The organism is Streptomyces bambusae (genome assembly GCF_020532645.1).
GTDB lineage: Bacteria > Actinomycetota > Actinomycetes > Streptomycetales > Streptomycetaceae > Streptomyces > Streptomyces bambusae.
Genome location: NZ_JAJAUZ010000013.1, coordinates 38,243 through 61,703, shown reverse-complemented (window position 1 = coordinate 61,703; position 23,461 = coordinate 38,243). Strand labels below are relative to the sequence as shown.

Below are 23,461 nucleotides of genomic sequence, written 5' to 3'. Positions count from 1 at the left end.
CCTTCGCCGCCTGACCGGCGGGGATGTCGTACAGAAGAGTCGTACGGAAGAGCTGTGGGGTGGGGAGGGGAGCGGGGAAACGTTTCAGCGGGGATTCGCCCGATCGGGGAAACGTTTCTTGTTCCATCCGGCGCCCCGCCGGTGGCGGGGTGGGTGGGGCAGGGCGCCGGACAGGCTCGGGGTGTTCCGGGCAGGGCCCTCGGGGCCCGGGCCGGGGCGGCCTCGCGGGGGAGGCCGGGGGGCCTACTTCAGGCCGATGGCGGCGCAGGCGGCCGCGTACTTGCCGGCGCAGATCTCCTTGGCGGAGTACACACCGTCCTTGACCACAGTGTCCTTGATGTTGGCCTTGGTCAGCGAGACGACCGGGACCAGGATGGACGGGACGCCCTTGGTGGTGGGGCTGTCGACGGTGGACTTGGCGAGGGAGTCGAGCTTCTGGCCCTTGGCCAGCGCGACGGCCATCTCGGCGGCGGCCGCGGCCTCGGGGGCGTACGGCTTGTAGACGCTCATGAACTGCTCGCCGGCGACGATGCGCTGCACGCCCGCGAGTTCGGCGTCCTGGCCGGTCACCGGGGGCAGGGTCTTGAAGCCGGCCGCCTTGAGGGCGGTGATGATGCCGCCGGCCATGCCGTCGTTGGCGGAGTAGACACCGATGATCTTGTTCTTGCCGAGGGCCGTGATGGCGCCCGCCATGTTGGTGTTGGCGTTCTCCGGCTTCCACTCGACGGTGTCGTACTCCTTGCCGATGTTCACCTTGCCGTCGAGGACGGAGTGCGCGCCCTTCTTGAAGAGGGCGGCGTTCGGGTCGGTGACGGACCCGTTCATCATCACGATCTGGCCGTTCTTGGCCTTGCCGCCCAGGGCCTCCAGCAGGGCCTTGCCCTGGACCTTGCCGACCTCTTCGTTGTCGAAGGAGGTGTAGGCGTCGATCGGGCCCTCGGCCAGGCGGTCGTAGGCGACGACCGGGATGCCCGCGTCCTTGGCGCGCTTGACGGCGCCGGCGATGGCCTTGGAGTCCACCGCGTCCAGGATCAGGACGTTCACCTTGTTGGTGATCATCGTGTCGACCTGCGAGTTCTGCGCGGTCGCGTCCTGCTTGGCGTTGGCGTAGACGACCTCGGCCTTGCCGCCGGTGAGTTCGGCGATCTTCTTCTCGATGAGCGGCTTGTCGAAGGCCTCGTAGCGGGCCGTCTGGTTCTCGGGCAGGAGCAGACCGACCTTGATGTCGTCGCCCGCGGCCGGAGGTGCGGATTCCTTGGTCTTGTCGCCGGATTCCTTGGCGGAGCCACAGGCGGCGAGGGACACGGCCATCGCGGTGGCCGCGACGGCGACAGCTGCACGGCGCATACGCGTGTTCATCTTGTGAACCTCCCTGACGAGGCCGCGTCCTTGCGGCCGAGGTGTGACGTGAGTCAACTCGGCCACACCCTTGCCGTCAAGGAGTGAAGACTTAACGAGATGACAACGGTGCCATTCGTTATCTAGCTGAACACAGCAATGGTGGCCGCAGAGAGCACTGCGGCCACCTTGAACCACGCCTGCCGGCCGGGCGGGCACCCCGCCCCGGCACGTCACCCCGGCAGCAGCGTCGAATCACCCATCTCGCTCAGCACCAGCGCCAGCGCCCCGAGGACCTCGGCGCGGCTGCCGAGCGCGCCCGTGGCTACCGCCAACTGGCGTGCCGCGCTGGGGATCGCGTACCGGGACACGGAGTCGCGTATCGGCGCCAGGACCAGCTCGCCGGCCTCGGCGAGGCTGCCGCCGAGCACCACCCGGCTGGGGTTGAGGAGGTTGCAGAGGTTGGCCACCCCGCTGCCGATGTGCCGGCCGACGTCCGCGATGACCCGACGGCAACCGGGGTCGCCCTCGCGGGCCAGCGCCACCACCTTCTCCATCGTCAGGTCCGGCCCGTGGGTGCCCTGGAGCAGCGGCAGGACGTACCGGGCGGCCGCGAAGGTCTCCAGGCAGCCGCGGTTGCCGCAGCGGCACACCGGGCCCGACTCGTCGAGCGTGATGTGCCCGATCTCGCCGGCGGTGCCGCCCGGGCCGCGGTAGATCTGCCCGTTGATGACCAGGCCGGCGCCCACGCCGCTGGCCACCTTGATGTACGCGAGGTCCTTCACCCCGCGCCCGCTCCCCCACACCATCTCGCCCAGCGCGCCGAGGTTGGCGTCGTTGTCCACGTACACCGGCACGCCGAGCCGCTCCGAGAGCTCGCGCCGCGGGTTGATGCCGGCCCAGCCCGGCAGGATGGCGGTCGAGCCCAGGGTGCCGGACTCCACGTCGATCGGGCCGGGCACCCCGAGGCCCACCCCGATCACCTTCTCCCGGCCCACCCCGACGGTCTTGATCAGCTGTCCGACCAGGGCCTCCGCCCGGTCGAAGCCGTCCGCCCAGGAGGCGTCCACGTCCAGCGGCTCGGCCTCCTCGGCGAGCACCTGGTGGGCCAGGTTGCCCACCGCCACCCGCAGGTGCTCGTGGCCGAAGTCGACGCCGATCACGATGCCCGCGTCACCGCTGAGCGAGACGCTCCGGGCCCGGCGGCCGCCGGCCGAGGTGTCCGCGACCTCGACGGTGCCGCCCCCCTTCAGCTCCCGGACGATGTTCGACACCGTGGCCGCCGACAGGCCGGTGGTACGGGCGATCTCCGCCTGGGTCAGCGAACCGGCGAGCCGCACGGCACGCACGACCCGTTCGAGATTCGCCCGGTGCAGTGACGACTGCGAACCCGGAGTCTCCACGCCTCATCCACTCCTGCCCGTTGGCGACGGCCGGCCGTCGCCCCCCGGCCGGGGCGCCGCACAGGTGTCCCTGGCGAGCGAGACCCCGGCGTCTCTCCAACTTGTGAACCCTAAGTCGAGCCTTTGGGTATCCAGACGTCAAGAGGCCGACACAACTCGAATCAGCCACTACCGGTCATAAGTATGAGAGATCCGGCGCCGGAGTTCGTGTTACGGTCGCTGAGGCGCCGGTGATCTGCGGCCCTTCCGGCCGGACCGGGCGCCCTTCAGTGACCGCGCGAGGCGAGGAGGTGTTCGGGATGAGTCCCGACCGAAGTTCCTGCCGCGCGCTCTCCGGCTGACGCAGCCGGCCCCCGCGACCGCCTTCCGGCGCCGCCTCCCGTGAGGCCCGCGCCGCCGGGCACCCGCGCGCCCGTTTCCGTTTCCCCCTCTCAGCCCTTCAGCATGCCCTGACGCGCCCCGCGGCGCCCCAAGGGATGCGACACACCCGTGCCGGTCCGCGGCCCGGTGCCGCCCCGCGGCTCCGGCCGCCGGCCCACGACCACTCCGGGTGACCGGACGGCTCCGCGCTGTCCGCATCCGCCCGGAGGGAGGTTCCCCATGACCCTGCTCACCCCCCTGACCCCCCGCCCGCTCGCCCCGCCGGGCCCCGGCCGCCGCGAGCGCAGGGCCGCCGAGCTGGAGGCCCGCACCCGCGAGGCGGGCCGCCGGCTGGCCGAGCTGAGCGCGGCCCCCGCCGTCGCCGTCCTCCAGGAGCTGGACACCTGCCCCGACGGCCTCACCCGGCCCGAGGCCGCGGCCCGGCTGGAGCGCCACGGCCCGAACGAGGTCGACCGCGAGCGCACCCCGCGCTGGTTCGTCCAGCTGGCCCGGGCGTACGCGAACCCGTTCATCGGCGTCCTCGTGTTCCTGGCCGCCGTGATGTACGTCCAGGACCCGGCGGACCCCGGCGTCGTGATCCTCTCCGTGATGGTCGGCGTCTCCGGGCTGCTCCGGTTCTGGCAGGAGTACCGCTCCGGGCGGGCCGCCGACGCCCTGGCCCGGCTGGTCACCACCACCTGCGCGGTGCAGCGCCGGGCCGGCAGCGGACACCTGCCCACCACCGTCGAACTGCCGATGAGCCAGGTGGTCCCGGGCGACCTGGTCCGGCTCGCCGCCGGCGACCTCGTACCGGCGGACCTGCGTTTGATCGCCGCCAAGGACCTGATGGTCAGCCAGGCCGCGCTGTCCGGCGAGTCGCTGCCGGTGGCCAAGCACGACACCCCGGCCGAAGACCTCGGCCGGCAGGAGACCACCGACCCGGTGGAGGCGGGCAACCTGTGCCTGATGGGCACGTCGGTGACCTCCGGCACCGCCACGGGCGTGGTCGTCGCGACCGGTGGCGCCACGTACTTCGGCTCGATGGCCGGGTCGCTCACCGGCGAGCGCCCGCAGACGAACTTCGACCACGGCGTGCGCAAGGTCAGCTTCCTGCTGATCCGGTTCATGCTGGTGATGGTCCCCGTGGTGTTCGCGCTCAACGGGCTCACCAAGGGCGACTGGGACGAGGCCTTCCTGTTCGCCGTCGCGGTGGCGGTGGGCCTGACCCCCGAGATGCTGCCGATGGTGGTCTCCGCCAACCTGGCCCGCGGCGCGGTCGCGATGGCGAAGCGCAAGGTGGTCGTCAAGCGCCTCAACGCCATCCAGAACCTGGGTGCCATGGACGTGCTGTGCACCGACAAGACGGGCACCCTCACCGAGGACCGGATCGTCCTCGACCGCCACCTCGACGTGACCGGCGCCGAGGACGGCGAGGTCCTGGAGTACGGGTACCTGAACGCGCACTTCCAGACCGGGCTGCGCAACCTGATGGACCGGGCGGTCATCGACCGGGTCTGCGAGGCCGAGGAGGTTGTCGTCGACGCACGGTTCTCGATGGTCGACGAGATCCCCTTCGACTTCGCCCGCCGCCGGATGTCGGTGGTGCTCCGCCGCAACGGACTGCCCGACGCCGCCGGCCGCCCCGACCACGTGATCGTCACCAAGGGCGCGGTGGCCGAAGTGCTCGCACTGTGCACGCATCTGACGCGCCGTGGCGAACGGTCCGCGCTCACCCCGGAGAAGCGCGCCGACGTCACCGGCATCGCCGACGGCCTGGGGCGCCAGGGCCTGCGCGTGCTGGCGGTCGCCACCCGGACCGTCCGGTCGCCGAAGGACGTCTACACGGTGGCGGACGAGGCGGACCTGACCCTGGTCGGCTTCCTCGCCTTCCTCGACCCGCCGAAGGCCAGTGCGGCCGCCGCCCTGCAGGGCCTCGCCGGCAAGGGCATCGCGGTCAAGGTCGTGACCGGGGACAACGAGCTGGTCGCCGAGCGGGTCTGCGCGGACGTCGGCATCGACGTCGGCCGCGTGGTGCTCGGGTCCGAGATCGACGGGCTCGACGAGGCGGAGTTGCGCGCTCTGGCCGCCGGTACCACCGTGTTCGCCAAGGTGAACCCGGTGCAGAAGGCGCGGATCGTACGGGCGCTGCAGGCCGGCGGGCACACCGTCGGGTTCCTCGGCGACGGCATCAACGACGCGGCCGCACTGCGCGAGGCGGACGTCGGCATCTCGGTGGACACCGCGGTGGACATCGCGAAGGAGTCGGCGGACATCATCCTGCTGGAGAAGGACCTGACGGTCCTGGAGCAGGGCGTGGTGCAGGGCCGCACCACCTTCGGCAACACGGTCAAGTACATCAAGATGACCGCGTCGTCGAACTTCGGCAACGTCTTCTCGGTGCTGGTGGCGAGCGCGTTCATCCCGTTCCAGCCGATGCTCGCGATCATGCTGCTGGTGCAGAACCTGGTGTACGACATCGCCCAGCTGGCCACGCCGTGGGACCGGATGGACGAGGAGTACCTGCGGCGGCCGCGGAACTGGGACGCCCGGGGCATCGGCCGGTTCATGGTGACGATCGGACCGGTCAGCTCGGTCTTCGACATCGCCATGTTCCTGATCATGTGGAACGTGTTCGGTGCGGACAGCGAGGCGCACCAGGCCCTGTTCCAGTCGGGCTGGTTCGTCGAGGGGCTGCTCTCGCAGACCCTGGTGGTCCACATGATCCGGACACGGAAGATCCCGTTCGTGCAGTCCCGGGCCTCGTGGCCGGTGCTGGTGATGACGGTGCTCGCGGTGCTGACCGGGCTCTGGCTGCCGTTCTCGCCGCTGGCCGGGGCGCTGGGGTTCGTGCCGCTGCCGGCCGCGTACTTCCCGTGGCTGGTGGGCGTCCTGCTGTCGTACTGCGCGCTGACGCAGCTGGTGAAGACGGCGTACGTCCGGCGGTTCGGCAGCTGGCTGTGACCGCCGCACGGCCGCGGCCCCCGCTCCCCCGCGGTGTGCGAGGGGGAGCGGGGGCCGCGGGATGCCTGCGGGCGGTGCCGGACCGGGCTACTTCAGGGTGGCCGAGGTGAGGCCGGCCTGGATCTGGCGCTGGAAGGAGAGGTAGACGACCAGCATCGGGATCATGGCGATGGTGACGCCTGCGAAGAGCACGGGCAGGTCGGTCTCGTAGCCCATCTGGTACTGGAGCTGGACGAGTCCCTGGGTGAGCATGTACCGCTCGGGATCGCTGCTGCTCTGGGGCTGCATCAGCACGGCCGGGAGGATGTACTGGTTCCACTGGCCCAGGGTGTTGAATATCCCGACGCTGATCAGGCCGGGCTTGGCCATGGGCAGCATCACCTGGAAGAAGATCCGGGTGTGCGAGGCCCCGTCGATCACGGCCGCCTCGTGGACCGCGGTGGGCAGGGTGCGGAAGAACGAGTGCATGAAGAACACGGTGAACGGCATCGAGTACGCGACGTACACGAGGATCAGGCCGTGGTACGTGTTCAGCATGTCGAAGCGCTTGACCATGAAGAACAGCGGCACGAGCGCCAGGAAGACGGGGAACATCGCCCCGCTGACGAAGAAGTAGTAGACGAGCCGGTTCCCGCGGAACGGGTAGCGCGCCAGGACGTACGCGGCCATGGAGCCGAACAGCATGGTGAGCGGGACCGAGAACACCATCACGATGAGGGTGTTGGTGAAGTAGTCACCGATGCCCTTGTCCCAGGCCCGGCCGAAGGCGTCGAAGTGCCAGTTGGCGGGCCAGCTGAGGGCGGATCCGCCGATCTGGGCGTCGGTTTTGAAGGAGCCGAGGACCAGCCAGATCAGCGGCAGGACGATCAGTATGGCCCACACGGCGAGGAAGCCGTGGGAGAAGACGTTGAGGACCGTGCCGTCGGAGCGCCGGCGCTCCTGCTCGCCGGTCCGTCCGGAGCCGCCCGCCCGTTCCGCCGCGGCCTCGCCCGGCGCCTTGATCACAGTGGACTCAGTCGTCATCGGTCACTCCCGCTCAGAACTCGATGCGCTCGCGGCGGGTGGCACGCAGCGTGATGATGGAGAGGATCATGGTGAGGACGAGCATGACCACGCCCATGGCGCAGGCGTAGCCGCTCTTGCCGAGGTAGAGGAAGTTGCGCATCAGGACGGTGGCCATGACCTCGCTGTGGTGGTCGGGGCCGCCGCCGAACTGGCCGGAGGTCATGGTCGAGACCAGGACGAACATGTCCATGGCCACGATGCCGAGGTAGACCGCGGAGGTCTGCACGGAGTCCCACAGCAGCGGCAGGGTGACCTTGAAGAAGGTCTGGCCGCGGCCGGCGCCGTCCAGCAGGGCGGCCTCGTAGATGTCCTTGGGCACGGACTGCATGGCGGCCGAGAAGAGGACGAGGTAGAAGCCCACCCCGTGCCAGACCACGACCAGCAGCAGGCACCAGAGCACGAGGTCGGGCTCGTTCAGCCATTCGATCGGCTCGCTCGCGTCGACCAGGCCGACCTTGGTGAGGACGCCGTTGAGGAGGCCGCCCTCGTCGCTGCGGTACACGGCGCCGAACAGCACGGCGAGGATGGTGAGGGAGAGGACCTGCGGGAAGAAGTAGACGATCTTGTAGAACGCCGATCCGCGGACGCCCTTGACGCCGCCGGCCGCCCCCCGCCCGCCCGCGTTCACCATGAAGGCGAAGAAGAGGGCGAGCAGGATGGTGACCACCGGGACGAACACCAGGAGCAGCAGGTTGTGCCAGATGGCGCTGAGAAAGACCTCGTCCTTCAGCAGGGCCTGGTAGTTCTCCAGTCCGACGAAGTCGAACGTCGGCGACTGGCCGGTCCAGTTGGTGAAGGAGTAGCCGAATGTCTGCACATACGGCCAGATGACGAAGGTCAGGTACAGCGCGAGGGGCACGATCAGGAATCCGGCGATGAAACCGGACCGTCCCCTGCTCTTGGCTACGTGGCTCATGGTGTCCGTCCCTGGTGGTCCCGGGTGGCCGATGGCGCGTCAGTCGCGGTGGTTGTTCTTGGCGTTGGGGTCCTTGGCCGCCTTGTCGACCGCCGCCTGGGCCCGCTTGATCCACTCCTTGGGCTGGATGCGCTTGGCCATCAGCTCGTTCGACGCGTTCTGGATGTCCAGGTCCATCTGGCTGTACCAGTCCGGGTAACGGTAGTTGAAGGTGTTGTCGCCGGCCGCCTTCAACGCCTCGACGGCCGACTTCGTGCCGGACCGCAGCTGCACGTTCGGGTCCACGCCGTCCTTGACGATGGTCAGCGAGTTGGCCTGCTGGGCGAAGAGGGTGGACCATTCGCGCGACAGCATCGAACGGATGAACTCCATGCCGCCGGCCTTGTTGGCGGCCTTCTCCGGGACGATGAACGGCTCGCCGGCGCCGGCCCGGATGGCCTCGAAGGGGAGCTTGCTGCCCGGCAGCAGCGGCATGGGCAGGAAGCGCATGTCGAAGTCGGCCGGGGTCTGCTTGATCTGCTCGTTCTCCAGCCAGGAGCCGCAGGTGATGAACGCGGCCTTGTACTGGTTCCAGCGGGTCTGCGAGTCGGTGTGCGTCAGGCCGTTGGTGCCCGGCATCAGCAGGCCCTTCTCGACCACCTCGTACACGGCCTCGACGGCCTCCAGGGCGACCGGGTTGCCCTCGAAGGCGTTGGGCTCCAGGTTGTCGATGGCCTTCATGGCCTCCAGACCGCCCTTCTTGGCGATCAGGTCCATGATGGCGACGTTGATGTAGTACGGGTACTTGCCCTGGTGGGCGAGGCCGCCGAGGCCGGCCTCCTTGGCCTTGGTGCAGATCGCGAGGAACTCGTCCCAGGTCTTGGGCGGGGTCCAGCCCTTCTCCTTGAAGAGCTTGCCGGAGTACCACAGGCCCCAGACGGTGTAGACGTAGTTCACCGAGACGAACTTGCCGCCCTGCATGCCCTGCTCGACGGTGCCGGGGATGAGCATGTCCCGGACCTTCTTGGTGGGGTCGTCGAGCGAGGGGGCGTCGAGCACCGGGGTGAGGTCGGCGAGCTGGCCGCCCTTGAAGAGCACGTCCAGCTTGATCTGCTGGGCGCCGGAGTCGTCGATGACGTCCGGCGGGTTGCCTCCGTTGAAGCGGGGCTGGAGCTTGGCGGTGATCTCCTGGGTGCCGAGGTGGGACGAGGTGGTGCCCCACTTCTTGTCGAAGGCGGCCTCCCAGGCCTTGGCGTAGTCGTCGCCGTAGCCGCCCTTGAAGACGACCACGTCGAGCTTGCTGCCCTTGACCACGCCGAACGGGTTGTTCTTGTCGGCCTTGCCCGAGGTGTTGGGGTTCGGCTTGTCCTCGCCGCCCCCGGAGGCGCAGGCGGACAGGAAGCCCATCGTGGGCACCGTGATGAGGCCGAGTGCCGCAGAGCGCTTGATCAGATCGCGGCGGCCGAGGCCGGCGGCGTCCTGAACGGACTCGCGCTCACCGTGGGCGGAGGTGGATCCCATGCTCATGTCCTCGCCTTCGTCAGGAGTGTGCAGGAGGGCCGGAAATCACGGCAGTTGCCGTGCATGCGGACATCACCGCAGGTCCCCGCCGTCCCCCGGTCCGGGGCCGCGGAGACCGCGGCGACCCGGACGCGCACAGGTATAGTCCACTTCCGCTCGCCTGAGCAAGATCGTGCACAAGGATGAGCCCCGCCTTTTCCGAGTTGAGACCTGGCCGTCACACCGGAAGCCTTCCCCGAAAAGCGGAAGGGCCGTACCCCCTTAACGGGGATACGGCCCTGTGGTGCCGTCGTCCGGCCGATCAGCGCATTCAGCCGCGGATCAGGTTGCGCAGGACGTACTGCATGATGCCGCCGTTGCGGTAGTAGTCCGCCTCACCGGGGGTGTCGATGCGGACGACCGCGTCGAACTCCACACCGGTGTCGGTGGTGACCTTGACCGTGCTCGGGGTGGTGCCCTCGTTCAGCTCCGTGATGCCCGCGATGGAGAAGGTCTCCTCGCCGGTCAGGCCGAGCGAGTCGGCCGACTGGCCGGCCGGGAACTGCAGCGGCAGGACGCCCATGCCGATGAGGTTCGAACGGTGGATGCGCTCGTACGACTCGGTGATGACGGCCTTGACGCCGAGGAGCGCGGTGCCCTTGGCGGCCCAGTCGCGGGACGAGCCGGAGCCGTACTCCTTGCCGCCCAGGATGACCAGCGGGATGCCGGCGGCCTGGTAGTTCTGCGAGGCGTCGTAGATGAAGGAGACCGGGGCTCCCTCGACGGTGAAGTCGCGGGTGAAGCCGCCCTCGGTGCCCTGCGCGATCTGGTTGCGCAGGCGGATGTTGGCGAACGTACCGCGGATCATGACCTCGTGGTTGCCTCGGCGCGAGCCGTAGGAGTTGAAGTCACGACGCTCCACACCGTGCTCGGTGAGGTACTTGCCGGCCGGGGTGTCGGCCTTGATGGCACCGGCCGGGGAGATGTGGTCGGTGGTGACCGAGTCGCCCAGCTTGGCCAGGACACGGGCGCCGGTGATGTCGGTGACCGGGGTGGTCTCCATCGTCATGCCCTCGAAGTACGGGGGCTTGCGCACGTAGGTGGACTCGGCGTCCCACTCGAAGGTGTTGCCGGTCGGGATGGACAGCGCCTGCCACTGGGCGTCGCCCGCGAAGACGTCCTGGTAGGACTTGGAGAACATGTCCTCGCCGATGGCGTTGGCGACGACGTCGTTGACCTCGGCCTCCGACGGCCAGATGTCCTTCAGGAAGACCGGGTTGCCCTCGGTGTCGGTGCCCAGCGCGTCCTTGGTGATGTCCACCTTCATGGAGCCCGCGAGGGCGTACGCGACGACCAGCGGCGGGGAGGCCAGGTAGTTCATCTTGACGTCGGGGTTGATCCGGCCCTCGAAGTTGCGGTTGCCGGAGAGGACCGAGGTGACCGCGAGGTCGTGCTCGTTGACGGCCTTGGAGACCTCCTCCGGCAGCGGGCCGGAGTTGCCGATGCAGGTGGTGCAGCCGTAGCCGACCAGGTTGAAGCCGACCTTGTCGAGGTACGGGGTCAGGCCCGCCTTGTCGAAGTAGTCGGTGACGACCTTCGAGCCAGGGGCGAGGGTGGTCTTGACCCACGGCTTGCGGGTCAGGCCCTTCTCCACGGCCTTCTTCGCCACGAGCGCGGCGGCGACCATGACGTACGGGTTCGAGGTGTTGGTGCAGGAGGTGATCGCGGCGACGGTGACGGCGCCGTGGTCGATCGTGTAGGTGGTGCCGTCGGGGGCGGTCACCTGGACCGGGTTCGACGGGACGCCGTTGCTGACGGCCGGGGCGTCGGAGGCCGGGAAGGACTCCTCGCCGGCCTCGTCGGCGGTCGACACGTAGTTGCGGACGTCCTGGGCGAACTGCGCGGCGGCGTTCGCGAGGACGATGCGGTCCTGCGGGCGCTTCGGGCCGGCGATCGACGGGACGACGGTGGAGAGGTCGAGCTCCAGCTTCTCGGAGAAGTCGGGCTCGGCGGCCGGGTCGAGCCAGAGGCCCTGCTCCTTGGCGTACGCCTCGACGAGCGCGACCTGCTGCTCGGAGCGGCCGGTCAGGCGCAGGTAGTTCAGGGTCTCGCCGTCGATCGGGAAGACCGCGGCGGTGGAGCCGAACTCCGGCGACATGTTGCCGATGGTGGCGCGGTTCGCGAGCGAGGTGGCGGCGACGCCCTCGCCGTAGAACTCGACGAACTTGCCGACGACGCCGTGCTTGCGCAGCATCTCGGTGATCGTGAGCACGAGGTCGGTGGCGGTGGTGCCGGTGGGCAGCTCGCCGGTCAGCTTGAAGCCGACGACGCGCGGGATCAGCATGGAGACCGGCTGGCCGAGCATCGCGGCCTCGGCCTCGATGCCGCCGACGCCCCAGCCGAGCACACCGAGGCCGTTGACCATGGTGGTGTGGGAGTCGGTGCCGACGAGGGTGTCGGGGTACGCCTGGCCGCCCCGGACCATGACCGTGCGGGCCAGGTGCTCGATGTTGACCTGGTGGACGATGCCGGTGCCCGGCGGGACGACCTTGAAGTCGTCGAACGCGGTCTGGCCCCAGCGCAGGAACTGGTAGCGCTCCTTGTTGCGGCCGTACTCCAGCTCGACGTTCTGCGCGAAGGCGTCGTTGGTGCCGAACTTGTCGGCGATGACGGAGTGGTCGATGACCATCTCGGCCGGGGAGAGCGGGTTGATCTTCGCCGGGTCGCCGCCGAGGGCGGCGACGGCCTCGCGCATGGTGGCGAGGTCGACGACGCAGGGCACGCCGGTGAAGTCCTGCATGATCACGCGGGCCGGCGTGAACTGGATCTCCTGGCTCGGCTGGGCCTGGGAGTCCCAGCTGCCGAGCGCACGGATGTGGTCGGCGGTGATGTTCGCGCCGTCCTCGGTGCGGAGCAGGTTCTCCAGCAGCACCTTCAGGCTGTAGGGCAGGCGGGCGGAGCCCTCCACCTTGTCCAGCTTGAAGATCTCGTACGACTCGTCGCCCACCTGCAGGGTGGTGCGGGCGTCGAAGCTGTTCGCCGACACGACAGTCTCCTTCAGTGCATGAATTCGCGCGTTCTACCGCATCCTGCCGCCACGCCCTGTGGCCAATCCGCTAAGGTAAGGCTAAGTTAGGTAACCCTTACCACGGGGGCGGCTGCGGTGCGCCTTCGGCAGATATCTCGATGTCGAGATAACTCTAGTACATGTCCGGGCGGCGGGACGAAGCGCGCACCCGCAGACCTGCCGGAACGGTGAGCTGGCCGGGCGATTCCGGGTGCCCCGACTCGACGAGGGCCACCAGGGCCGCGACCGCCGACTCGCCCAGCAGCTCGGGCCGCAGGGTGACGGTACTGACCGCCGGGTCCCCTTCCCCGTAGGCCGGATCCTCACTCGCGCACACCAGCAGCAGATCGCCGGGGACGGTCAGGCCGTGCCGGGCGGCGGCGGCCAGGGCCTGGCGGCCGCCGGGGTCGTAGGCGCAGTGGACGGCGTCGGGGCGCTGTCCGGCCGGGGCGGCGAAGAGCGCGTCGAAGGCGTGTCCCGGCGTGTCGTCCGGGCCGAAGGGGACCAGCAGCGGGCGCTGTCCCCTTTCTCCGCACCACTGCTCGTACGCCTCCGTGACGGCGCGCGTGTAGTGCTCCCCGCCGTAGCCGCAGTGCAGGGCGGGGCGCCGGGCGCCGGCGGCGGCCAGGTGGTCGAGGACCTCGCGGGTGGTGGCCGCGTGGTCGTTGTCCACCCACACGTCGGCCGGCTGCGGATCGGCGGGCCGGCCGTCGAAGACCACCGGCATCCGGCGGGCCCGCAGCGCCCGGAGCACCGGGTCGCCGGCCGGGCTGTCGAGCAGCAGCATTCCGTCCACGGCGAGGGTGTGCCACAGCGCTTCGGCGCAGCGTTCGGCCGGCAGGGTGGTCAGGGCGTAGCCGCGGGCGTGGGCGGCGGAGGTGGCGGCGGTGATGAGCCGGGAGAAGTAGGCGATGCCGGCGAAGTCCCAGGGCAGGCCGGCGTACGTGGTGACGGCGAGGCCGAGGGTGCGGGTGCGGGGGCCGCGGGTGCCGTAGCCGAGGGCGGCGGCGGTCTCGCGGACCCGGCGCCGGGTGCTCTCGCCGATCCGGCCGGTGCCGTTGAGGGCGTGGGAGACCGTCGCGGTGGACACCTCTGCGGCGCGCGCGATGTCGGCGATGGTCGGTCCGGGCACGGGCGCCATCGTACGGAGGTTCCCGTGGCGGGTGCCGGGGCGGCGGGCGGCGGTTCGCGCAGCCGGTGCCGCGGCGGGGTGCGGAATCCGTCGCCGGGGACCGCTTCTGGTTAAGGGCTTAATCATCGAGTGTCCCCTGTCACAGCGACGTTTGGAGGGGCCATGGAGGTCAAGAAGTCAGCTCTGTCCCGCAGGGGGCTGCTCGCCGCGGGGGCGGCGGGACTGGCCGGGGCGGCGGTGGGGACGGCCGGTGCGGCGCCCGCCGCGGCCGCGCCGGCGGGGGCCCGCGGTGCCGGGTCCGCCTCGCTGATCATCCACAACGCGCAGGTGTTCACCGGGGTGCCGGGGGCGCGGCCCGTGGAGGCGGTCGCGGTGGGCCGGGACGGCCGGATCCTGGCGGCCGGCACCGGTTCGGCGGTGCGGCGGCTGATCGGGCGGGACACCGAGGTGGTCAACGCCCGGGGCAACACGGTGATGAGCGGCATCCACGACGGTCACGTGCATCCGCTGGGCGCCGGGGACCGGTCGCTGCGGCCGTCGCTGGAGGGCGCCGAGACCACGGTGGCGGAACTCCAGGAGATCCTGCGCGGGTTCCTCGCGGACACCGGCGGCGCGGGTGCGGAGCCGGACACCTGGCTGGTGGTCGAGGACTGGAACCCGGTCGGGCTGCTGCCGACGGGGACCGCCCCGCACCACGCGATGCTGGACGCGCTGCCGACCCGGCGGCCGGTCGCGCTGGTCGGCGGCGACGGGCACAACCTGTGGGCCAACCGGCGGGCGCTGGAGATCGCGGGCATCACCGCGGCCACTCCGGACCCGGTCGGCGGCAAGATCGTGAAGGGCGCCGACGGCAAGCCGACCGGCGTGCTCAAGGACGACGCGCAGGGCCTGCTGACCCGGCACGTGCCGGAGCCGACCACGGCGGAGCTGGTGGCGGCCTGCGCCAAGGTGCTGGCCGAGGCGGCCGCGTCGGGTGTCACCACGATGATGGACGCCCTGGTCGGACGGCACGAACTGGAGCTCTACCGGGAGCTGGCACGGGCCGGGAAGCTGCCGCAGCGGATCGTGCCGGCGATCCGGCTGGACGCCGCCCAGGCGAAGGACCCGGCGGGTTCGCTGGCGTACGCGCGGGGCCTGCGCAAGGAGTTCGAGGGCGTGCGCGGGCTGCGGTTCGGGATGGTCAAGGTGTTCCTGGACGGGGTCATCGAGTACCCGGCGCAGACGGCCGCGCTGCTGGAGCCGTACCTCGACGGCAACGGGAAGCCCACCTCGAACCGGGGCGAACTGTATGTTTCGGGGCGCGCTTACGGGAAGCTGGCGGCCGCGTTCAACAGGGCGGGCTGGCAGATGCACGCGCACGGCCTGGGCGACCGGGCGGTGCGGACCGCGCTGGACGGCTACGCGTACGCCCGCAAGGTGACGGGGCGTACGGACGCCCGCAACGCGGTGGCGCACCTGCAGCTGGTGGACCCGGCGGACCTGCGGCGGTTCGCACAGCTGGGGGTGGCCGCGTGCCTGCAGCTCCAGTGGGCGGCCCAGGACACGTGGACGATGGACGCGCTACTGCCGTACATCGGGCCGGAGCGGCACCGCTGGATGTACCCGGCGCGCAGCCTGGAGAAGGCGGGGGCGCGGCTGGCGGGCGGCTCCGACTGGCCGGTGGACGCGCTCCAGGTGTGGAACCAGATCCGCACGGCGGTCGACCGCAAGGGCGCGCACGGGGACGGGCCGCTGTACCGGGAGCTGGAGGGGCTCAGCCGGGCCTCGGCGCTGCGGATGCACACGTCGGGCACGGCCTGGCAGCTGCGCCAGGAGCGGCTGACGGGCACGGTCGAGCGGGGCAAGGCGGCCGACCTGGTGCTGCTGGACCGCGATGTGACGCGCTGCCCGGTGAAGGACGTCAGTGGCACGCAGGTGGAGCTGACGCTGGTGGGCGGCCGGGCGGTGCACGACGCGCACTCGGCGACCGGCCGGGCGGCGGCGGCCCGGCTGGCGCGGGCGGCGGCCGGACCGCGGCCGGCGTCGTACGCGGCGGTGCACGGCGGCCGGCACCGGGCGTGCGGGTGCACCGAGCAGTGAGCGCCGAGGACTGACGACTGAGCGCCGAGCACCGAGTGCCGAGTGCCGAGTGCCGAGCAAAGAGGGAGATACCAAAGGGACAAACGGGTGTGAACGTGGTCAGATTCGATCTGACGCTCCATAACACCCGTTTGCCCCACCCATGGCTGGCGGCATCTCATATCTGAGATACGGTGCACCCATGGCAGACGACTACCTCGTACGCATCGGCAAGCTCATCCGTGACGCCCGGCAGCACCGGGGCTGGACACAGAGTCAGCTTGCCGATGCGCTCGGCACGAGCCAGAGCGCAGTGAACCGCATCGAGCGCGGCAACCAGAACATCAGCCTTGAGATGATCGCCCGCATCGGCGAGGCCCTCGACAGCGAAATCGTCTCGCTGGGCTACGCCGGTCCGATGCACCTGCGCGTCGTGGGCGGCCGCCGGCTGTCCGGTGCCATCGACGTCAAGACCAGCAAGAACGCATGCGTCGCGCTGCTGTGCGCCACCCTCCTCAACAAGGGCCGCACGGTGCTGCGCCGGGTCGCCCGGATCGAAGAGGTCTACCGCCTCCTGGAGGTCCTCGGCTCCATCGGCGTCCGCACCCGCTGGATCAACGGCGGCGTCGACCTCGAAATCGTCCCGCCGGCCCGGCTGGACATGGACGCCATCGACGCCGAGGCGGCCCGCCGGACCCGCAGCATCATCATGTTCCTCGGCCCGCTGCTGCACCGCATGGACCGGTTCCGGCTGCCGTACGCCGGCGGCTGCGACCTCGGTACGCGCACCATCGAGCCGCACATGATCGCGCTGCGGCGGTTCGGCCTGGACATCACCGCCACCGAGGGCCTGTACCACGCCGAGGTCGAGCCGGGGGTCTCCCCCGAGCGTCCGATCGTGCTGACCGAGCGCGGGGACACCGTCACCGAGAACGCGCTGCTGGCCGCCGCCCGGCACGACGGCGTGACCGTCATCCGCAACGCCTCCTCCAACTACATGGTCCAGGACCTGTGCTTCTTCCTGGAGGCGCTGGGCGTACGGGTCGAGGGCATCGGCACCACCACGCTGACCGTGCACGGTGTCCCGAACATCGACGTGGACGTGGACTACTCCCCCTCCGAGGACCCGGTCGAGGCGATGAGCCTGCTGGCCGCCGCAGTGGTCACCGAGTCGGAGCTGACCATCCGCCGGGTGCCGATCGAGTTCATGGAGATCGAGCTCGCGGTCCTGGAGGAGATGGGCCTGGACCACGACCGCTCCGCCGAGTACACGGCGGACAACGGCCGCACCCGGTTGGTGGACCTGACGGTCCGCCCGTCGAAGCTGGAGGCGCCGATCGACAAGATCCACCCGATGCCGTTCCCCGGGCTGAACATCGACAACGTGCCGTTCTTCGCGGCCATCGCCGCCGTCGCCCAGGGCAAGACGCTCATCCACGACTGGGTGTACGACAACCGCGCCATCTACCTCACCGACCTCAACCGCCTCGGCGGCCGCCTCCAGCTCCTCGACCCGCACCGGGTCCTGGTGGAGGGCCCCACCCGCTGGCGCGCCGCCGAGATGATGTGCCCGCCGGCCCTCCGCCCGGCCGTGGTCGTCCTCCTCGCCATGATGGCCGCCGAAGGCACCTCGGTCCTCCGCAACGTGTACGTCATCAACCGCGGTTACGAGGAACTCGCCGAGCGCCTCAACTCGGTGGGCGCCCAGATCGAGATCTTCCGGGACATCTAGGACGACGTCCACGGCATACGCCCCCGGCACGCACGTGCCGGGGGCGTATTTTTTGGTTTAGGCGTAAATCGCATCGTCCGTTTGTGTAGGTTGAGCGCGCTCCAGGCTGCTGCGTCACAGCAACCGCACCAGTACCACCAGGGAGGGGACCCCCGTGAAGAAGGCTGCCGTCTTCGTTTCCGCCGCCGCGCTCGCCGCCGCCGCGTTCACCGTGCCGCAGGCCGGTGCCGCCACCCACCAGGGCGGACTGCACTTCGGTGCGCTCCAGTTCGACGGTCCGGGCGCGGACCTGCCGCGCACCAACGCGAAGCTGAACGCCGAGTTCGTCGACCTGCACAACAACAGCCGGACCCCGGTCGTGCTGACCGGCTACACGGTCAAGACCGCCTCCGGCTTCACGTACAAGTTCGGCTCGTTCAAGCTGGGCGCCTACGCGACCGTGCGGCTGCACAACGGGCAGGGCGGCAACACCGCCAAGCACGTGTACCGCAAGAAGGACAACTACTGGTTCAACAACAGCAGCGGCTCGGTGACCCTCTACGCCTCGAACGGGGTCAAGAAGGATTCCTGCTCGTGGCGTGCCAACGGGCGGGGCTACACCACCTGCCACTGATGCCGGGCGGGCCGCACGGGACGATTTCCGGCCGGGGAGTCCGGAAAACGCCCTCCCGTGCGGCCCCTGCCGCGCACAGACTTGCCGCAACGGCCACCAGGTGAGGGAGTCCCATGGCAAGCGTGCGCACGAAGGTTCCGGGACCCGCGGGAAATCCGCTGCTCGGATCGCTGCTCGACCTCGTGAACGACCCGCTGGGCACCTACCTGCGGATCCACCGTGAACACGGTGACGTGGTGCGGATCCCCGTCGGCCCGCCGGGACTGCGCACCGAGCTGTACGCGGTGTACTCCGCCGAGGGGGCCCAACAGGTGCTGGGCGGCGCCTCGGCGGCGAACTTCCGCAAGGACAACGCCATCTACCAGGAGATCCGCGAGTCCCTCGGCAACGGGCTGCTGACCAGCCAGGACCAGGACTACCTGCGGCAGCGGCGGCTGGTGCAGCCGCTGTTCACGCGGCGCCGGGTGGACGGCTACGCGGCCGCGGTGGCCGAGGAGACCGCCCGGGTGCTGGACGCCTGGCCCGGTCTCACCGGGCCGGACGGCGGGATCGTGGACGTCGGCGGGCAGATGATGGGCCTGGCGCTGCGCACGGTGGCGCGGATCCTGTTCGGCGCGGACGTGGACGCCGCCGCCGACGTCGTGGACCGCTCCTTCCCGCAGATCACCGAATACACCATCCGGCGCGGCTACGCCCCGGTGAAACCGCCCCGGCACTGGCCCACCCCCGGCAACCGGCGCGCGGCCGCCGCGATCGCCGAGCTGTACGGCGTGTGCGACCGGATCATCGCGGAACGGGGGCCGGCCGGCGCCGGGGACGAGGGCGAGGACCTGCTGAGCCTGCTGGCCGCCGCGCGCAGCGCCGAGGACGGCGCGTTCGACACGGCCGAACTCCGCGACCAGGTGCTGATCTTCCTGCTGGCCGGGCACGAGACCACCGCCGTCTCGCTGGCCTTCACCCTGCACCTGCTGGCCCGGCACCCCGCCGAGCAGGACCTCGTACGCACCGAGATCGCCGAGGTGCTGGGCGGCCGTACGCCGGAGGCGGCCGATCTGGAGAAGCTGCCGCGGCTGAACCGGGTGCTGAAGGAGTCCATGCGGTTGTACCCGGCGGCTCCGCTGCTGGGCCGGCGGGCGGTGGCCGAGGCCGAGGTCGGCGGGCAGGTGATCCCGGCGGGGGCCGATGTGATCCTCTCGCCGTGGGTGACGCACCGCCACCCGCGCTACTGGCCGGACCCGGAACGCTTCGACCCGGACCGGTTCCTGCCGGAGGCGGAGGCGGAGCGGCCGCGGTACGCCTGGTACCCGTTCGGCGGCGGTCCGCGCGCCTGCATCGGGCAGCACTTCTCGATGCTGGAATCGGTGATCGCGCTGGCGATGCTGCTGCGCGACTATGCGTTCGAGCCGGTGACGCACCCGGAACACGGGGACGCGGTCCCGGTCACCGCGGGCATCACCCTGACCCCGCAGGTCCCGATCCGCTGCCGGGTCCGCCCCCTGAACCGCTGACGGCCCGGCCTCGCTCCCCCATGGGCCTCAGCCGCCCATGGGGGCCGCCCCGTTGCCCTTGAGGCGTTCGATGTCGTCGGGGCGGACCTGGATGGCGAACAGGGCGATGACCGCGCCGACGCCGGCGAAGATGGCCGCGGCGACGAAGGAGCGGCTGACGCCGTAGGTGAGGACCTGGTCGCCCCACGGGTCGGGGAGCTGGCCGGTGCGCTGGAAGGCCAGCTTCTCGAGCGGGGTGGCCTGGGCGAGGAACGCCGGGACGGCCTTGTCGGCCTCGGACGCGGTGGCGGTGCCGAAGACCGTGACCAGGATGGACAGGCCGAGCGAACCGCCGACCTGCTGGGTGGCGTTGAGGAGTCCGGAGGCGGCTCCCGACTCGTGGTCGGGCACACCGGACAGGGCCATCAGGGTCAGCGACACGAACTGCAGGCCCATGCCGAGGCTGAAGACGAGCATCGGGCCGAGGATGCTGCCCAGGTAGGTGGAGTGGATGCCGGTCTGGGTCAGCCAGGCCAGACCGCCGGCGGACAGCAGGGCGCCGATCACCATGAAGGGCTTCGGCCCGTACTTCGGCAGCAGTTGCGAGGTGACGCCCGCGCCGACCGCGATCACGGCGCTGACCGGCAGGAAGGCGAGTCCCGCTTCCAGCGGACTGAAGTCCAGCACGTTCTGCACGAACAGGGTGAGGAAGAAGAACATACCGAAGATCGCGCAGGCGAGCATCAGCATGATGCCGTACGTGCCGGCACGGTTCCGGTCGGCGAACATGTGCAGCGGCGTGATGGGCTGCGCGGACCGGCGTTCGATGAGGACGTACGCGGTCAGCAGGACCACGGCGGCCACGAACGAGCCTAGCGTGAGCCCGTCCCGCCAGCCGTCCTGGGCCGCCCGGATGAACCCGTAGACCAGGGCCACCATGCCGACGGTGGCGGTGATGGCACCGGTGAAGTCGAAGTGACCGGGGTGCCGTGCGGACTCGCGCAGGACCCGGGGCGCGGCGAAGGCGACGATCAGCGCGATGGGCACGTTCACGAAGAAGATCCAGCGCCAGTCGAGCCATTCGACGAGGATGCCGCCGAGCAGCAGGCCGATCGCGCCGCCGCCGGCCGAGACGCCCGCGAACACGCCGAACGCCCGGTTGCGGGCGGGTCCTTCGGTGAAGGTCGTGGTGATCAGGGCGAGCGAGGTCGGGGAGGCGATGGCGCCGCCGACGCCCTGGAGGGCGCGCGCGGCGAGCAGCTGGCCGGAGTTCTGGGCGAAGCCGCCGAGCAGGGAGGCCAGGCCGAACAGGAGGACGCCGAAGATGAACACCCGGCGCCGGCCGAGGATGTCGCCGGTGCGGCCGCCGAGGAGCAGCAGTCCGCCGAAGGTGAGCGTGTACGCGTTGACCACCCAGGAGAGGCTGGTCGTGGAGAACCCCAGCGCCGTCTGGATGTGCGGCAGCGCGATGTTCACGATGGTGATGTCGAGGACGATCATCAGCTGGCAGGAGGCGATGACGAGCAGGGCGAGCCCGCTCCCGTCTCCTCGGACCTTGCCGTCGGTCCCGGTGGTGGTCGGCACAGTTTTCCGGTCCACCCTTTCGACGCTAAGCCCGCCCTCCGGGGGCCACCACTCGAACGGGCTAACGGCGGGCGGCGAGCCCGCCGGGCGCACGGCGGTGTCTGAAGGAAGCCGGGGATCCTCAAGTAGAATTTCACATGTCACACTGCTTTCATGGACTCCTTCCTCCAGCTCTCCGCCCGGACCGGGCGCTTCGCCTTCGGCGCCCCGCGCGCCGCCGCCTTCGGCGACCACGGACGGCTCCTGTGGTTCCTGCGTTCCGGCGGCCCCACCGACCCGGTGGACTCGCTCTGGGTGCTCGACACCGCGGACGGCACCGAGCGGCTGCTCGCCGACCCCGCCGCCCTCGTCCCCGGCGGCGGTGAGCTGCCCGCCGCCGAGCGCCGGCTGCGCGAGCGGATCCGGCTGACCGCCCCCGGCATCGGCTCCTTCGCCCTCTCCGGCGACGGCCGGACCGCCGTGTTCGCCCTGTACGGGCGGGTCTTCCGGACCGCCGCCGACGCCGGCGCCCCCGAGGAGGTGCCGGTCGCGGGCCCCGCCTTCGACCCCCGCCCCAGCGCCGACGGCTCGGCGGTCGCCTACGTCACCGGCGACGCCCTGTACGTCTCGCCCGGCGGCCGGGTCAGCCCCGCCGACGGGGCCCGCTGGGGCGTGGCCGAGTTCGCCGCCGCCGAGGAGCTGGGCCGCTCCCGCGGCCACTGGTGGTCGCCGGACGGACAGGCCCTGCTGGCCGCCCGGGTCGCCGAATCCGCCCTGCCGCGCCGCTGGTTCGCCGACCCGGCGCACCCCGAGCGGCCCGCCGAGGACTTCGCGTACCCGCAGGCCGGCGGGCCCAACGCGGACGTCCAGCTGTGGGTGCTCGGCGGCGACGGCGGCCGGGTCCGGCTCGACTGGGACGCCGGCGAGTTCCCGTACGTCTCCGACGCCGGCTGGGACTCCGCCGGCGAGATCCTGCTGACCGTGCAGGACCGGCTGCAGCAGACCGTGCTGCTGCTCTCCGCCGACCCGGCCACCGGGCGCACCCGCGAGCTGTCCCGTACCGTGCACCCGCTCTGGGTGGACCCGCTGCCCGGCACCCCGGCCCGGCTGCCCGACGGCCGGCTGCTGACCTCCGCCGACACCCCCGGCGGGGCCGCCCGCGGCCTGGCCGTGGACGGCGGGCTGCGCACCGGCGACGGGATCCAGGTCCGCCGGGTGGAGGGGGTGCACGACGGCGCGCTGCTGGCCGAGGCGGGCGTGCGCGGCCCGGCCGAGCAGCAGGTGGTGCTGATCGACCCGGACACCGGCGAGGTGCGGCCGGTCGCCGACGGGCCCGGCGTGCACACCGTGCTCGCCCAGGCCGGCAGCCTGCTGGTCACCTCGGCGGACGCGGACGGCGTCCGCCGGACCCTGCACACCGCGGACGGCCGCACGTTCGCCCTCGGGAACCTCGCGGAGCCGCTGCCGTACCGGGTCGCGCCGCTGCTGGAGCGGGTCACCGAGCACGGGCTGCCGACCGCGCTGGTGCTGCCCCGCGGCCACCGCGCCGGCGAGCGGCTGCCCGTCCTCCTCGACGTCTACGGCGGTCCCGGCTACCAGGCGGTGTCCGCCGAACCGCGCCGCTGGCAGCACCGCCAGTGGTGGGCCGACCAGGGGTTCGCGGTGGTCACCACCGACAACCGCGGCACCCCGTTCGTCTCCCCCGCCTTCACGCACGCCATGTACCGCGGCTTCTCCGAGGTCACGCTGGCCGACCAGGTCGGCGCCCTGCACGCACTCGCCGCCCGCCACCCCGAGCTGGACCTCGGCCGGGTCGGCGTCCGCGGCTGGTCGTACGGCGGCTACCTGGCGGCCATGGCGGTGCTGCGCCGCCCGGACGTCTTCCACGCCGCCGTCGCCGGCGCCGCGCCCACCGACTTCCGACGGTACGACACCGCGTACACCGAGCGGTACCTGGGCCTGCCCCAGGAGCACCCGGAGGTGTACGAGCAGGACTGCCTGCTCGGGGACGCGCCGGAGCTGACCCGGCCGCTGATGATCGTGCACGGTCTGGCCGACGACAACGTGCACCCCTCGCACAGCCTGCTGCTCTCGCAGGCGCTGACCGACGCCGGCCGGCCGCACCAGATGCTGGCGCTGCCCGGGGTGACCCACATGACCCCGGGCGGGGTCGACGAGAAGCTGATGGCGCTCGAACTCGACTTCCTGCGCCGCTCGCTGGCCGGCTGACCCGGCGCCCGGTGCGCCCGGGCACGCGAAAGGGCCCCGGAGACGTCCTCGTCTCCGG

14 protein-coding genes are annotated in these 23,461 nt (G+C 71.0%); 6 read left to right on the top strand and 8 right to left on the bottom strand.

The window, feature by feature from the left end; all coding sequences use genetic code 11:
* Window positions 1–243: 243 nt before the first annotated feature.
* A complete protein-coding gene (locus tag LG634_RS11930; RefSeq protein ID WP_226733709.1) occupies window positions 244–1,359 on the bottom strand; it encodes a sugar ABC transporter substrate-binding protein in 1,116 nt (371 codons plus the stop codon).
* 212 nt (window positions 1,360–1,571) lie between these two features.
* The gene (locus LG634_RS11925; protein WP_226733708.1) at window positions 1,572–2,741 is read right to left on the bottom strand and encodes an ROK family transcriptional regulator; all 1,170 of its coding nucleotides are present in this window, start codon (window positions 2,739–2,741) and stop codon (window positions 1,572–1,574) included.
* 600 nt (window positions 2,742–3,341) lie between these two features.
* Here LG634_RS11925 and mgtA point away from each other — a divergent pair.
* Complete coding sequence (gene mgtA / locus LG634_RS11920) at window positions 3,342–6,062, top strand: magnesium-translocating P-type ATPase (protein WP_226733707.1); 2,721 nt, start codon at window positions 3,342–3,344, stop codon at window positions 6,060–6,062.
* 87 nt (window positions 6,063–6,149) lie between these two features.
* Here mgtA and LG634_RS11915 read toward each other — a convergent pair whose 3' ends face one another.
* From LG634_RS11915 to LG634_RS11895, 5 genes are all read right to left on the bottom strand, one after another.
* Window positions 6,150–7,085 carry a carbohydrate ABC transporter permease gene (locus LG634_RS11915; RefSeq protein ID WP_226733706.1) on the bottom strand — a complete coding sequence of 312 codons (936 nt, stop codon included), beginning with the start codon at window positions 7,083–7,085 and terminating at the stop codon, window positions 6,150–6,152.
* 13 nt (window positions 7,086–7,098) lie between these two features.
* Window positions 7,099–8,043 carry a carbohydrate ABC transporter permease gene (locus LG634_RS11910; RefSeq protein ID WP_226733705.1) on the bottom strand — a complete coding sequence of 315 codons (945 nt, stop codon included), beginning with the start codon at window positions 8,041–8,043 and terminating at the stop codon, window positions 7,099–7,101.
* A 39-nt stretch (window positions 8,044–8,082) separates the two neighbouring features.
* Complete coding sequence (ngcE, locus tag LG634_RS11905) at window positions 8,083–9,543, bottom strand: N-acetylglucosamine/diacetylchitobiose ABC transporter substrate-binding protein (RefSeq protein ID WP_226733783.1); 1,461 nt, start codon at window positions 9,541–9,543, stop codon at window positions 8,083–8,085.
* Between the two features lie 310 nt (window positions 9,544–9,853).
* Entirely contained in the window at window positions 9,854–12,568 is a 2,715-nt protein-coding gene (acnA, locus tag LG634_RS11900) for an aconitate hydratase AcnA (RefSeq protein ID WP_226733704.1), read from the bottom strand.
* Between the two features lie 154 nt (window positions 12,569–12,722).
* Window positions 12,723–13,730: a LacI family DNA-binding transcriptional regulator gene (locus LG634_RS11895; protein ID WP_226733703.1), complete on the bottom strand. Its 1,008-nt coding sequence runs from the start codon at window positions 13,728–13,730 to the stop codon at window positions 12,723–12,725.
* A 153-nt stretch (window positions 13,731–13,883) separates the two neighbouring features.
* Between LG634_RS11895 and LG634_RS11890 the strand changes: the two genes are divergently transcribed.
* The 4 genes from LG634_RS11890 (at window position 13,884) to LG634_RS11875 (ending at window position 19,632) form a co-directional block, all read left to right on the top strand.
* Complete coding sequence (locus LG634_RS11890; RefSeq protein WP_226733702.1) at window positions 13,884–15,800, top strand: amidohydrolase; 1,917 nt, start codon at window positions 13,884–13,886, stop codon at window positions 15,798–15,800.
* 181 nt (window positions 15,801–15,981) lie between these two features.
* Window positions 15,982–17,511: a helix-turn-helix domain-containing protein gene (locus LG634_RS11885; RefSeq protein WP_226733701.1), complete on the top strand. Its 1,530-nt coding sequence runs from the start codon at window positions 15,982–15,984 to the stop codon at window positions 17,509–17,511.
* Window positions 17,512–17,665: 154 nt separating this feature from the next.
* Window positions 17,666–18,124 carry a lamin tail domain-containing protein gene (locus tag LG634_RS11880; protein WP_226733700.1) on the top strand — a complete coding sequence of 153 codons (459 nt, stop codon included), beginning with the start codon at window positions 17,666–17,668 and terminating at the stop codon, window positions 18,122–18,124.
* A 113-nt stretch (window positions 18,125–18,237) separates the two neighbouring features.
* Entirely contained in the window at window positions 18,238–19,632 is a 1,395-nt protein-coding gene (locus tag LG634_RS11875; RefSeq protein ID WP_226733699.1) for a cytochrome P450, read from the top strand.
* A gap of 27 nt (window positions 19,633–19,659) precedes the next feature.
* Here LG634_RS11875 and LG634_RS11870 read toward each other — a convergent pair whose 3' ends face one another.
* Window positions 19,660–21,210 (bottom strand): MFS transporter, encoded by a 1,551-nt coding sequence (locus LG634_RS11870; RefSeq protein ID WP_226733698.1) that lies wholly within the window; start codon window positions 21,208–21,210, stop codon window positions 19,660–19,662.
* Window positions 21,211–21,348: 138 nt separating this feature from the next.
* On the opposite strand from LG634_RS11870, the gene LG634_RS11865 reads away from it, so the two are divergent.
* The gene (locus LG634_RS11865; protein ID WP_226733697.1) at window positions 21,349–23,403 is read left to right on the top strand and encodes a S9 family peptidase; all 2,055 of its coding nucleotides are present in this window, start codon (window positions 21,349–21,351) and stop codon (window positions 23,401–23,403) included.
* Window positions 23,404–23,461: the final 58 nt, after the last annotated feature.

Excerpts from the sequence above, each read along its gene's own strand:
- LG634_RS11930 (WP_226733709.1), bottom strand. The coding sequence starts at position 1,359 with ATGAACACGCGTATGCGCCGTGCAGCTGTCGCCGTCGCGGCCACCGCG.
- mgtA (WP_226733707.1), top strand. The coding sequence starts at position 3,342 with ATGACCCTGCTCACCCCCCTGACCCCCCGCCCGCTCGCCCCGCCGGGC.
- LG634_RS11915 (WP_226733706.1), bottom strand. The coding sequence starts at position 7,085 with ATGACGACTGAGTCCACTGTGATCAAGGCGCCGGGCGAGGCCGCGGCG.
- LG634_RS11910 (WP_226733705.1), bottom strand. The coding sequence starts at position 8,043 with ATGAGCCACGTAGCCAAGAGCAGGGGACGGTCCGGTTTCATCGCCGGA.
- ngcE (WP_226733783.1), bottom strand. The coding sequence starts at position 9,543 with ATGGGATCCACCTCCGCCCACGGTGAGCGCGAGTCCGTTCAGGACGCC.
- LG634_RS11895 (WP_226733703.1), bottom strand. The coding sequence starts at position 13,730 with ATGGCGCCCGTGCCCGGACCGACCATCGCCGACATCGCGCGCGCCGCA.
- LG634_RS11890 (WP_226733702.1), top strand. The coding sequence starts at position 13,884 with ATGGAGGTCAAGAAGTCAGCTCTGTCCCGCAGGGGGCTGCTCGCCGCG.
- LG634_RS11885 (WP_226733701.1), top strand. The coding sequence starts at position 15,982 with ATGGCAGACGACTACCTCGTACGCATCGGCAAGCTCATCCGTGACGCC.
- LG634_RS11875 (WP_226733699.1), top strand. The coding sequence starts at position 18,238 with ATGGCAAGCGTGCGCACGAAGGTTCCGGGACCCGCGGGAAATCCGCTG.
- LG634_RS11865 (WP_226733697.1), top strand. The coding sequence starts at position 21,349 with ATGGACTCCTTCCTCCAGCTCTCCGCCCGGACCGGGCGCTTCGCCTTC.